At 42.7% G+C, this 12,208-nt stretch carries 14 protein-coding genes; 7 read left to right on the forward strand and 7 right to left on the reverse strand.

Features of this window, described 5'->3' with window-relative positions:
* A partial coding sequence (locus VNZ46_RS06520) for a DNA polymerase (RefSeq protein ID WP_325559299.1) occupies nt 1–1,920 on the reverse strand: 1,920 nt, incomplete at its 3' end.
* Nucleotides 1,921–2,295: 375 nt separating this feature from the next.
* Here VNZ46_RS06520 and VNZ46_RS06525 point away from each other — a divergent pair.
* Nucleotides 2,296–2,985: a hypothetical protein gene (locus VNZ46_RS06525; protein ID WP_325559289.1), complete on the forward strand. Its 690-nt coding sequence runs from the start codon at nt 2,296–2,298 to the stop codon at nt 2,983–2,985.
* Between the two features lie 2 nt (nt 2,986–2,987).
* Here the strand turns inward: VNZ46_RS06525 and VNZ46_RS06530 are convergent, their stop codons facing one another.
* From VNZ46_RS06530 to trmB, 4 genes are read right to left on the reverse strand one after another with little or no spacing between them, the layout of a single operon-like run.
* Nucleotides 2,988–3,548, reverse strand: a complete 561-nt coding sequence (locus tag VNZ46_RS06530; RefSeq protein ID WP_325559290.1) for a DNA-3-methyladenine glycosylase I — start codon at nt 3,546–3,548, stop codon at nt 2,988–2,990.
* A gap of 6 nt (nt 3,549–3,554) precedes the next feature.
* Nucleotides 3,555–3,896 carry a carboxymuconolactone decarboxylase family protein gene (locus VNZ46_RS06535; RefSeq protein WP_325559291.1) on the reverse strand — a complete coding sequence of 114 codons (342 nt, stop codon included), beginning with the start codon at nt 3,894–3,896 and terminating at the stop codon, nt 3,555–3,557.
* Nucleotides 3,897–3,913: 17 nt separating this feature from the next.
* Nucleotides 3,914–4,249, reverse strand: a complete 336-nt coding sequence (locus VNZ46_RS06540; RefSeq protein ID WP_325559292.1) for an MGMT family protein — start codon at nt 4,247–4,249, stop codon at nt 3,914–3,916.
* Nucleotides 4,249–4,899 (reverse strand): tRNA (guanosine(46)-N7)-methyltransferase TrmB, encoded by a 651-nt coding sequence (gene trmB, locus VNZ46_RS06545; RefSeq protein WP_325559293.1) that lies wholly within the window; start codon nt 4,897–4,899, stop codon nt 4,249–4,251. Before trmB ends, VNZ46_RS06540 begins: the two co-directional genes overlap by 1 nt.
* A 101-nt stretch (nt 4,900–5,000) precedes the next feature.
* On the opposite strand from trmB, the gene fcl reads away from it, so the two are divergent.
* From fcl to VNZ46_RS06575, 6 genes are all read left to right on the forward strand, one after another.
* Nucleotides 5,001–5,930 (forward strand): GDP-L-fucose synthase, encoded by a 930-nt coding sequence (gene fcl, locus VNZ46_RS06550; RefSeq protein ID WP_325559294.1) that lies wholly within the window; start codon nt 5,001–5,003, stop codon nt 5,928–5,930.
* Between the two features lie 115 nt (nt 5,931–6,045).
* Nucleotides 6,046–6,978, forward strand: a complete 933-nt coding sequence (locus tag VNZ46_RS06555) for a hydrogen peroxide-inducible genes activator (RefSeq protein ID WP_325559295.1) — start codon at nt 6,046–6,048, stop codon at nt 6,976–6,978.
* Between the two features lie 442 nt (nt 6,979–7,420).
* Nucleotides 7,421–7,756 (forward strand): tRNA-binding protein, encoded by a 336-nt coding sequence (locus VNZ46_RS06560; RefSeq protein ID WP_325559296.1) that lies wholly within the window; start codon nt 7,421–7,423, stop codon nt 7,754–7,756.
* Entirely contained in the window at nt 7,757–8,230 is a 474-nt protein-coding gene (locus VNZ46_RS06565; RefSeq protein WP_199076952.1) for a nucleoside deaminase, read from the forward strand. It abuts the gene before it with no gap.
* Between the two features lie 138 nt (nt 8,231–8,368).
* Nucleotides 8,369–8,980 (forward strand): superoxide dismutase, encoded by a 612-nt coding sequence (locus tag VNZ46_RS06570; RefSeq protein ID WP_133779133.1) that lies wholly within the window; start codon nt 8,369–8,371, stop codon nt 8,978–8,980.
* 211 nt (nt 8,981–9,191) lie between these two features.
* The gene (locus tag VNZ46_RS06575; protein WP_325559297.1) at nt 9,192–10,379 is read left to right on the forward strand and encodes a class I SAM-dependent rRNA methyltransferase; all 1,188 of its coding nucleotides are present in this window, start codon (nt 9,192–9,194) and stop codon (nt 10,377–10,379) included.
* 9 nt (nt 10,380–10,388) lie between these two features.
* Here VNZ46_RS06575 and VNZ46_RS06580 read toward each other — a convergent pair whose 3' ends face one another.
* Together VNZ46_RS06580 and VNZ46_RS06585 are read right to left on the reverse strand one after the other, a co-directional pair.
* The gene (locus VNZ46_RS06580; RefSeq protein WP_108555357.1) at nt 10,389–10,634 is read right to left on the reverse strand and encodes a DUF6814 family protein; all 246 of its coding nucleotides are present in this window, start codon (nt 10,632–10,634) and stop codon (nt 10,389–10,391) included.
* Nucleotides 10,631–12,190, reverse strand: coding sequence for an MFS transporter (locus tag VNZ46_RS06585; RefSeq protein WP_325559298.1), 1,560 nt, complete (start codon nt 12,188–12,190; stop codon nt 10,631–10,633). Before VNZ46_RS06585 ends, VNZ46_RS06580 begins: the two co-directional genes overlap by 4 nt.
* Between the last annotated feature and the right edge of the window lie 18 nt (nt 12,191–12,208).

Genomic DNA, 12,208 nt, shown 5'->3' on the forward strand with positions numbered 1-12,208 from the left:
CAATTGACGAAAATCCAGGATATCCTGCACAATATCACTTTTGTGTGCAAGGGCAAGCAATACATCTTCTCCGGTCTGATATTGTCCTGTCTTGGTCTTTTTTGCCTTAGGATCAAGCTGAAGTTTATCAAACAATACCTCTCCCAGTTGTTTTGGAGAGGCCAGATTAAACTGTACACCGCATTTCTCATAAACGTTCTGTTCAAACCTCCGGATGTCTGTTTCCAGTTCTTTGGAATAATTCAGTAAAGTGTCGATATCTATCCTTACTCCTTCTTTTTCTATATCAGCCAATACATACACCAAAGGATTTTCAACCTCCATGGCAAGCGTCGATGCATTCAGATCTTTCAGCATCGGCTCAAAAACGTTAGCCAGCTGCAAAGTCACATCTGCATCTTCTGCAGCATAATCTACTACATTTTCTACAGGAACATCTCTCATATTGCCCTGATTCTTTCCTTTCGCACCAATGAGCGTGGTAATGGACACTGGCCTGTAGTTCAGGTAATTTTCAGACAGGATGTCCATATTGTGCCTGGTATCCGGATCAATCAGGTAATGTGCGAGCATGGTATCAAATAACCGGCCTTTTACCTGCACATCATACCATTTCATTACCAGGATATCGTATTTTAAGTTTTGACCAGTTTTTGCAATCTGCTCATTCTCCAGCACGGGTCTGAATTCATCAACAATTTGCTGTGCTTCTGCTCTCTCCGCAGACAGCGGGATATAATAGGCTACACCAGGTTTTATACAAAAGGACAGGCCAACAAGGTCAGCAGTATTTGCATCAGTACCTGTTGTTTCCGTATCAAAAGAAATATTCTCCTGTTTCATCAGCAAATCAATCAGCTCTTTACGTTGTTCTGCAGTTTCTACAAGCAAATATTGGTGTTCCACGTCCTCTATCGTCTTAATTTCCGGCTGTTCAAAAACCGGTGGTGGTGGAGAAACGACAACTTCCACTCTTCGGACCGTTTCTACCACATTTCCAAACAGATCTGTTTGTTGCGACACCGTTGTGGTCGAGGTTCCAACCGTAAAATCTTCTCCAAACACACGTCTGCCCAGGGTCCTGAATTCCAGTTCGGCAAATAAAGGCTCCAGCAATTCTTTGTTTGGTTCACCCATCTGCAATGCCTGGTCATCAAACTCTACGGGAACATCGAGGATAATCGTCGCCAGCTTTTTAGAGACCAGGCCCTGTTCAGCAAAATTCTCTACATTTTCACGCTGTTTACCTTTCAGTTCATGTGAATGAGCAATAATGTTCTCCATAGATCCATATTGCCTGATCAATGATTTGGCTGTTTTCTCCCCAATTCCAGGAATACCCGGAATATTATCTACTGCATCACCCCAAAGCCCCAGGATATCAATGACTTGTTTTACATCTTCGATCTCCCATTTGGCCAGCACTTCCGGAACACCCAGGATCTCCATTTCATTTCCCATTCGTGCAGGCTTATAAATGAAGATATTATCAGACACCAGTTGCGCAAAATCTTTATCAGGTGTCATGCAATACACTGTATACCCACGTTTTTCACCTTCCTTGGCCAGCGTTCCGATGATATCATCTGCTTCAAAACCATCTTTAGTGATCACCGGAATATTAAACCCTTCAATCAGCTTAAAAACATAGGGTAACGCAGCAGAAAGATCTTCAGGCATCGCCTGACGGTGTGCTTTATAGGCTTCAAAGTCCGTATGCCTTTCAGTCGGTGCTTCTGTATCAAACACAACCGCGATATGACTTGGTTTTTCCTTTTTCAAAACTTCCATTAAAGTATTGGCGAAGCCCATCACCGCAGATGTATTAATTCCTGTAGAAGTAAATCTTGGGTTTTTACTCAAGGCAAAGTGCGCCCTGTAAATCAGCGCCATACCATCAAGAAGAAAAAGTTTTTTCATCATTATATCATTATTAATGCTTTGTTTATTATTTTCTTTTGTATTAATGAGCTCGTAAACTCGGTTTGTTTTTTTATCGGTAACGAAGCTTGCAAAGCTCATGCATCTATTTTGAAAAATGTAAGCTTTGCAGGTTTCATTATTATATCATTTGTTTTTTCAGTAGTTTATGTTTCCCTTAATTGTCTTCAAGCTGCTTTCGTCGGTTTAATGAAGATAAAGCGATCAAGAGTTTATTGTTGTAATGGACGTAAAATTTGCCTTAATTCCAGCCTAGTCAATCAAAGTTAACAATAGGGATGCAAACTGACCTTATATTATTTATTTTTGTTTATATAACAAACACAACGCAAATTACGTTAGCTGAATAAAGTCATGAAATCAATCAAATTCTCCATACTATTTTTCCTGCTGCTGGGTATTACAGCAAGTGTATCTGCGCAGGATGCTGTGATCATATCAGAAGGCAATTTTGTAAGAGGAACTGTCCAGGGCACCAACAATGCGGTAGTTAGAATCAAACTGGATGACGGATCGACAGCCGAATACAAAGCCAAAGACGTACAGGAGTTTTTATGGAACGGAAACACCTACGTGAGCAAACCAATTCTCATCCGGAACAATATGGAAACCCGTTTCTTTAAAGTGGAAGAGCTTGGAGCAGTGAACCTGTATTCTATCAGCAGCGCTAATACGATGGCAGCAGCGCCGAGAAAACGGTCCCGTATAACACCTTCTGTAGGCGTTGGAGTGGGTACAGGCACCTACGGAAGTGGCGTAGGCTTTGGCGGCGGAATCTCTATTGACCTCAGCAAGCACCGTCAGGATGATTATGTCCAACCTGTGGGCCGCGATTTTTATTATCTGGAAAAACCAGGTACAGGGCCAATGACCGTCATTCCAATAAACAGTAACGCTGATGATAAAACCGAGCAGATCAGATCCGTTTTAATCCAGAAACTAGGCGATGACCAAGACCTTGCCGGACGGATCAATCAAACAGAAGATTTTGACATCCAAGGTGTAAAAGCGTATATCAACGCCTATAATACTGCGCACAAATAACCTTAACGGCTAATGCAGTCCAACAGATGGTCATTGACCATTCCCGTAGCCTGCATATGCGCATAGCAAATCGTTGTTCCAAAGAATTTAAAACCTCTTTTTTTCATGTCTTTGCTAATGGCATCTGAGATCTCCGTGCGTGCTGGCACATCACCAAGTGATTTCACCTTATTCAGGATAGGTTTTCTATTGGGCAAAAAACCCCATATATAATCAGAAAAGGACCCAAACTCTTTCTGGATATCCATAAACAGGCGCGCATTGGTAATGGCGGCATTTACCTTTAAACGGTTGCGGATGATTCCCTCATCCTGCATCAGCCGCTCTACATCTGTCTCATTAAAAGCGGCAACCTTAGCCACATCAAAACCGGCAAAAGCTTTCCTATAGCCTTCCCTGCGTCTCAAAATGGTGATCCAGCTCAGGCCTGCCTGTGCGCCTTCAAGAATCAGAAACTCAAATAAGACTTGATCATCATACACAGGCTTGCCCCACTCTTCATCGTGATATTTTTGATATAAAGGGTCGGTTCCACACCAACCACACCTGATTAGTTCTTTCATCCTCTGCTAAAGACTAAGTTCATCCCAATATTCTACTGCCCTGCGGTAATGAGGGATGACAATAGATCCCCCCACCAGATTGGCAATCATAAAAACCTCGTTGAGCTCTGCATCAGAAACACCTTCATCGTAACACTTCTCCAGGTGATATTTAATACAGTCATCGCAACGCAAAACCATTGAAGCCACTAAACCCAGCATTTCTTTCGTTTTTACATCTAAAGCACCTTCCGCATACGTGGTGGTATCCAGGGCAAAAAAGCGCTTAATGTTTGTGTTTGCAGTTTCCATGATCCTATCGTTCATTTTAGAACGGTAGTCATTAAATTCTTCTACTAGTTTTCCCATTTTTAAGGATTTCTGAATTATAAAATATCTATCTCTGTCAGCGGGTTCCAAAACACAGTTTTGAAATTCTGAACTTTATCATCTTTAACAACGATGCCCTCTCTTTCCAGCAGCTCCACCATACGTTCAGGCGGATTAAAATGGAATTTTCCAGTCAACAAGCCGCTGCTGTTCACCACTCTATGGGCAGGTATAGAGGGTTGGGCCTGGCCCGCATACCTCATCGCATATCCCACCATACGGGAAGATCCGCCTGCGCCAAGACTTTTGGCTATCGCCCCGTAAGATGTCACTCTTCCTTTAGGAATCAGCCTCACCACTTCAAAAACCTGTTCATAGAAATTCTGGTCCATCAGACTAATGCAAATTGTATATAATTGATGTTTTTATCGTGTTTTAAATAAATGCGTTCATAGTGGGTCTTGATCGATAAGACCTCATCATAAAACTCCGACTGATACAGCTGATCTGTTTTTTTATAGCAAGGCAAACCAAGTTCTTCGACCTTTTCTACCGTATATTGATACAGACCATCGTTATCCGTTTTCAGGTTTACCTTACCTCCAGGTTTAAGAAATGCCCTGTATTTGTTCAGAAAACCGGGAAAGGTCAGCCTTTTCTTCTCCCTGCTTTCCTGCGGCTGCGGATCTGGGAAAGTAATCCAGATCTCATCCACTTCGTTTTCACCAAAATATTCCATGATATCTTCGATCTGTATCCTTAAAAAAGCCAGATTCTTAATTCCTTCATCCACACCTGTTCTTGCGCCACGCCAAATCCTGTTTCCTTTCAGGTCAATTCCAATGAAATTTTTCTCTGGGAAAAGCCTGGCCAGCCCTACCGAATACTCCCCTTTACCACAGGCCAGTTCCAGCACCACAGGATTCTCATTTTTAAAGTGCTGACGGGCCCATCTTCCCTTCAACTCTTTCCCGGCTTCCAACTGATACACATTATCAAACGTGTCTATCTCAGCAAACTTTCTTAATTTATCTTTACCCACTACTTAATTATTTTATACAAACTTAGATAAAATACAATTAATTCCATGCCCTGTGCAGCATGCTTTCAAATTCGTACTTTTGTATCCTTAAATTCGTACAATTGGAAAAGCACTCAAAAATATATGTTGCCGGTCACCGTGGAATGGTGGGCTCCGCGATCCTCAGGAAGTTACAAAAAGAAGGATACAGCAATCTCATTACCAGAACATCTTCTGAACTGGACCTCCGCGACCAGCAAGCAGTAATCACTTTTTTTGAAAAAGAAAAGCCGGAATATGTATTTCTTGCCGCAGCCAAAGTAGGCGGCATAGTAGCCAACAACACCTACCGTGCCGACTTTTTATATGAAAATCTGTGCATCCAAAACAATGTCATTCATCAGGCTTACAAAACAGGTGTCAAAAAACTGATGTTCCTAGGCTCCAGTTGTATCTATCCCAAACTTGCCCCTCAGCCCCTAAAAGAAGAATATTTGCTGACCGGCTTGCTGGAAGAAACCAACGAACCTTATGCAATTGCCAAAATTGCAGGCATTAAAATGTGCGATGCCTACCGTGCACAATACGGTTGCAATTTTATCTCCGTGATGCCGACCAATTTATACGGCTATAACGACAATTACCATCCACAAAATTCACATGTACTTCCTGCACTGATCCGTAAATTCCATGAGGCAAAAACAAATGGGGCTGAGGAAGTTGTCGTTTGGGGTTCGGGCTCTCCTATGCGGGAATTTCTTTTCGCTGATGATCTGGCCGATGCCTGCTATTTCCTGATGCAAACCTACAATGAAAATCACCTGATCAACATTGGTACAGGCAAAGATTTAACCATAAAAGACCTCGCTTTACTGATCAAAAAAGTAGTTGGGTTTGAGGGAACTTTAACCTTTGACAGCAGCAAACCGGATGGTACACCCCGCAAGTTAATGGACGTATCCAAGTTGCACAGCTTGGGCTGGAAACACCAGGTGGAATTGGAAGAAGGCATCCAGCTTGCCTATAAGGATTTCTTAAATAAACACCTTTAATTTCTTTGTCCTGATTCTCAACATCCTGAAGTCAATTTCAAAACAAAAGCCCTCAGGCCTCCCTGTTCTATAGTTAGAATTGATATCTTTGTTACAATAGATCAATTCTAACTATATGACTTTAGTACAGCTTGAATATATTGTTGCCGTAGACACTTACCGAAGCTTTGTTGGTGCAGCCGAAAAATGTTTTGTTACCCAACCTACACTGAGCATGCAGATACAAAAACTGGAAGAAATGCTGAATGTTAAAATATTTGACAGAAGTAAACAACCAGTCATACCTACAGAAATTGGAGCTCAGATTATAGAGCAAGCCCGTGTGGTGCTTCAGGAAAGCCATAAGGTCCGAGAAATCATCAACAGCCAGCAACAGGATGTAGTTGGTGAACTGAAAGTGGGGATCATTCCTACTGTTGCCCCATACCTTCTTCCACAAGTGATCGCAGCGATGATGGAAAAATATCCGGGCTTAAAGCTACTGATCTGGGAATATACTACGGAAGACATCATCCATCATTTAAAAACAGGGGTTTTAGATTGTGGTTTGCTGGCGACCCCACTCGCAGACGAAGCCATCCTGGAAGATCCACTGTATTACGAAAACTTTGTTACTTATATCAGCAAGAATAGCAAATTATTCAAAAAGAAAGCTATAGATGCAGAAGACCTGGAGTCTGAAAACATCTGGCTGCTAAACGAAGGGCACTGCATGCGTTCCCAAGTTTTAAATATCTGCCGTTCTACCAAAGAAAACCGCCTGCAGGGTCTAACCTATAATACGGGAAGCGTAGAAACGCTGATCAGAATGGTAGACATGAACAATGGCGCCACCCTGTTGCCTGAACTGGCCTTAGCAGAACTGACCAACAAACAACTGACCAAAGTTAGATCTTTCAAATCACCTGAACCAGTAAGAGAGATTAGTCTGGCCACCCATAAAAACTTCATCAAAAAAAGAATGTTAAATGCATTTAAAGAAGAGATCCTGACTGTGATCCCCAAATCGATGAAACAAAAAAAGAAAAAAGACGTCATCGGTTTATAACCGCAAGCGTACCAACTCTTACCGCTTATGGGTAAGTGAAAGACAAAAGGAGGCAAGTAGTAGATGAATCCGCATATACTCCGCATATAGTCCGCATCTAGTCCGCGTTTTCACGCAAAAATGCGGATTAGATGCTCATTTTTTGCTCTGTTCTTGCACAGTCATATATACCCAGTCTGCCGCTTTGTACAAATCTTCTACAACTCTGCCCAATCCCGGCAAATACCCGGTCTTTTCCGCACCATACCCGATCACCTCCCCCTCTGCAATTTGCTAAGGAAAATTCTCGTACGCTGCGGAAAGACCTCAGAGATCTGTCCGCTCCTTCAGCGGACCTGATATCGTTAGTCTTGAAGCGGCTGTACAGAATTTTCCAAAAAATTCATCCCTCTCTCTCAGAAAATGTATTTTTACCCATTAACGTTATTATTTTTTATACAAAATGGAAGAGATTAACTGGAGCGATTTTGAAAAAGTAGACCTTAGAGCCGGCACCATACTAGAGGCTTTCGATTTTCCGGAAGCCCGGAAACCCGCCTATAAAGTACGGGTTGACTTTGGCGAACTGGGCATAAAAATGAGTTCTGCCCAGATTACAAAACATTATACGAAAGAAGAATTGGTTGGCCAGCAAATTGTAGCCGTGGTCAATTTCCCTAAAAAACAAATTGGTAAATTCATGTCAGAATTTTTGGTTACCGGCTTTGCCGATGAAAATGGGGACATCGTGCTTACCGCTTTAAGAGGAAAAGTACCCAACGGAAGTAAATTAATTTAAATGAGCTATTACAATTTCACCGACGAAAAAGACCCTGCACAGGAAGATGAACATTACATGCGTCTGGCTTTGCAGGAAGCACAACGAGCTTACGACCTACAAGAAGTTCCTATTGGAGCAATTGTTGTGTGCCAGGGCAAGATCATAGGCAGGGGACACAATTTAACAGAACAACTGAATGATGTAACCGCACATGCCGAAATGCAGGCCTTTACCGCAGCCAGTCAAACCCTGGGTGGAAAATACCTGAAAGACTGCACACTATATGTCACAATTGAACCTTGCGTGATGTGTGCAGGCGCAAGTTACTGGATGCAGATCAGCCGGATTGTTTTCGGAGCAAAAGAAGAAAAAAGAGGCTTTACGACAAAAGGAGCTAACCTCCTTCACCCCAAAACGATTTTAAAAGGTGGAATCCTCGCAGAAGAATGCGGACAGCTTATGACCAGTTTTTTTGCCTCCAAAAGGGGATAACTTGACAAAGTATTGAACAAAACTTAACCTTTGAATGTTATATTTGCTCAGCCCAACCCATCATGACTTCTAAATGAACGAAAGATCGAGCCGGGCAACACAATAAGAAATAAATTTTAAACTTAAATTATAATAGTTATGGCTTTTGAATTACCTGCGTTACATTACGCAACAGATGCATTAGAACCGCATATTGATAAACAAACCATGGAAATCCACCATGATAAACACCACCAGGCTTATGTAACCAATCTAAACAAAGCTTTGGAAGGTAAACCTGAGGCTACACACAGTATCGATGACATCATCAAAAATATAGATAAATTTCCTGCAGCAGTTCGAAACAACGGTGGAGGTCACTACAACCATACTTTGTTCTGGGAAGTTATCGGTCCAAACAAAGGCGGAGAGCCTAAAGGTGCCCTTGCAGATGCAATCAATGCTGCTTTCGGTTCTTTCGCAGATTTCAAAACTAAATTCGCAGAAGCAGGCGCAACCCGTTTTGGTTCAGGATGGGCTTGGTTAAGCGTAGGCGCTGATAAAAAACTAATTGTTTCTTCTACTCCAAACCAGGATAATCCATTAATGCCTGTAGCGGAAGTAAAAGGATTCCCTATTTTAGGAATGGACGTATGGGAACATGCTTATTACCTGAAATATCAAAACAGACGTCCTGATTACATTGCAGCTTTTTGGAATGTAGTAAACTGGGATGCTGTTGCGGAACGTTTCAAAAAAGCAACTGCTTAATATATCACTCCGTATTGCGCCTGAGCCATTTCAGGACAACGAGAGATAAACAAACGGCCTGGAGGAGTTTCCTTCAGGCCGTTCGTCTTTTATTATTCCATTATTTCGTTTACCGGACTCTCCTCCCAGAAAATTTGGTGTCTGTGAGAAGACCTCAGGACCTATAAGGTCCAGTCTTCGAATAGACACCAAATTTTCCTACTTTTGCACCATGATTGATGTAATACTAAAAAAAGGCAAAGAAAAAGCAGCATACCAGCACCATCCATGGATCTTCTCTGGCGCACTGGACAAGATCAAAGGAAGTCCTGAAAACGGCGAGGTGGTTAAAGTATACGCTGCTGACAAAGAGTTCTTAGCCTATGGGTATTACAACGCACAATCAAGAGTGGCCATCAGACTGATTGAATGGGATGAAAACAAAGCCATTGATAAAAACTGGTACCAGGAAAAACTGCAGGCTGCAATTGCCGCACGTCAACATGTTTTAAAAGACAAAAACACCAATACCTGCAGACTGGTTTTCAGTGAAGCCGATTTCCTCCCGGGACTGATCGTAGACCAATATGCAGACTTCCTTTCTCTTCAAATCCTGAGCGCAGGAATAGAAAACAGCAAAAACGACATCATTGATATCCTGAGAACAGAATTACAACCTAAAGGAATCTTTGATAAGAGCGATGCCAATGCCCGAACCCACGAAAACCTTGAAGTTACCCAGGGATTGCTTTGGGGAGAAGCACCGCCGGAATTTATAGAGGTTAAAGAAAACAACATTCGCTACCATATTAACATCGCAGATGGCCAAAAATCGGGTTTTTATTGTGATCAGCGCGACAATCGCCGCATCCTGGCTGAATATACCCAAGGCAAGCATGTACTGGATTGTTTTTGTTACAGCGGCGGCTTTACCCTGAACAGCCTCGCCTTAGGTGCAGAACATGTAACCAGCGTAGACAGCTCTGCCCTTGCGATAGAAACCCTTAAACATAATATTGAGCTCAACGGCTTTAAAGAAACACAGCAAATCAGCATCCAGTCTGATGTGAACAAACAGCTCCGGGCTTTTAAAGAAGAAGGAAAAAAATTCGATGTTATTGTATTAGATCCTCCAAAATATGCCCCTTCAAGATCCGCATTAGATCGCGCTGCGCGGGCTTATAAAGATCTCAACAGGCTAGGTATGCTCCTGCTGGAAAAAGGAGGCCTCCTGGCCACTTATTCCTGTTCCGGAGCAGTTGATATCGAAACCTTTAAACAGATCATTGCATGGGCTGCTTTAGACGCAGGAAGAGAAGTACAGATCATCAAACAATTTACCCAGCCAGAGGATCATCCGGTTAGGATTTCCTTCCCGGAGGGTGAATACCTCAAAGGATTATTGGTCAGGGTACTTTAAAGCGAAAAATTAAAGCTCATCTGAGGGCAAACGATCATACTCTCCTTTTAAAGCATACCAGCCAAAAATAACCAGTCCAATGGCTATAGGTATGAATATAAAGAGAATTATTCCCCATTGCAGGGCTGTATTTGTCTTTGCAGCCCCTTCAGCAGCAAGCCCGATTTTTTCTATGGCCTGCATAAACATCAGCACCATTGCTAAAGGCCCGATAATGATCCATAATAAGCCTAAGGCTCTTTTTATTCCGTTCATGATAAAGTCTCTTTAGTTAATTCTTCATGGCCTTCCCCATGATCAGGTTTGCTATTAGACAAATAGACCGCTCCGATAACGAAGCTGAGCGCAGCAATCCCAATAGGGTACCACAAGCCGGATAGTGGTGTAGAGCCCGGGAAACTGACAATAAGTGTTGCAATAAAAGGTACAAGCCCCCCAAAAACGCCATTCCCGACATGATAGGGCAAAGACATAGAGGTATACCTGATTTTGGTAGGGAACAATTCAACCAAAAAAGCCGCTATCGGGCCATAAACCATCGTTACAAGCAGGATCTGGAAAAAGATCAGCCCAACAAATTTCCAGAAGACAAACGTGGGTAACTTTTTATCTTTATACACATCTGGCCCGGCAACAACACCGCGACCTGTATCCTCATATTTTGTGAAGGACTGCACCTTGGTATAGAATCCGCCGTTAAGCAGTGTTACAGCCACACTGGTGGTTACCAGACTGTCTTTTGTGTTTTCCACAGGAAGCCTGCTTACCACCGGGTCACTAACCTGCAGGATGTCCTTTTGTTCTGTTTTGGTCATATCCGTATCGTCCAGGAAAACCTGATAAACCGGCCGGTAGAAAACAATACCAAGCAACATTCCACACAGCATGATCCATTTCCGGCCCACACGGTCACTCCAGGAACCAAAAATGACAAAAAAAGGTGTAGCAAAAGCAATACCCCATAAAAGAATATACCTGGAGTCATTAAAATCTACTTTACAGGTGTTTTCCAAAAAAGACTGCGCATAAAACTGTCCTGTATACCAGATCACCCCCTGGCCCATCGTTGCACCAAACAAAGCCAGCAAAACCATTTTGAAATTCGTTTTATGACTAAAGCTTTCTTTAAGTGGATTCTTTGATACTTTTCCTTCAGATTTAAGCTTGCTGAACATAGGTGATTCGTGCATCTTCATCCGGATATAAATCGAAACACCAACCAGCAGGATGGATAATAGGAAGGGAACCCTCCAGCCCCAGGCTGCAAAGTCTTCCGCACCAATCAGATTTTTCGTCAGAACAATGATGCCCAGCGATAGAAAAAGACCTCCGGTTGCTGTAGTCTGGATCCAGCTGGTAAAAAAACCTCTTCTTCCGGGAGCAGCGTGTTCTGCTACATAAGTCGCTGCGCCTCCATACTCTCCACCCAGTGCAAGGCCCTGGATCAGACGCAGGATCAGCACCAGAATGGGTGCGGCATATCCAATAGTAGAATAAGAGGGAATCAGCCCGATCAGAAAAGTAGAACCTCCCATGAGCACAAGGGTCAGCAGAAAGGTATATTTTCGTCCGATCAGGTCTCCCAACCTTCCAAAAACAAGTGCCCCAAAAGGCCGCACAATAAATCCGGCAGCAAAAATAGCCAGTGTATTGATCAGTGCAGAAGCACCTGCATCAGCTGGAAACAACTTGGCGCCGATAATGGTAGCCAGGCTTCCAAAAATATAAAAATCATACCATTCGATAAGAGTGCCGAGTGAAGACGCACCAATCACTTTGAAAATAGAATTTCCGTTGGTTTTCAGACCCATAAGTCGTTAAAATATTTG

This window comes from Pedobacter sp. (genome assembly GCF_035566355.1).
Classification (GTDB): domain Bacteria; phylum Bacteroidota; class Bacteroidia; order Sphingobacteriales; family Sphingobacteriaceae; genus Pedobacter.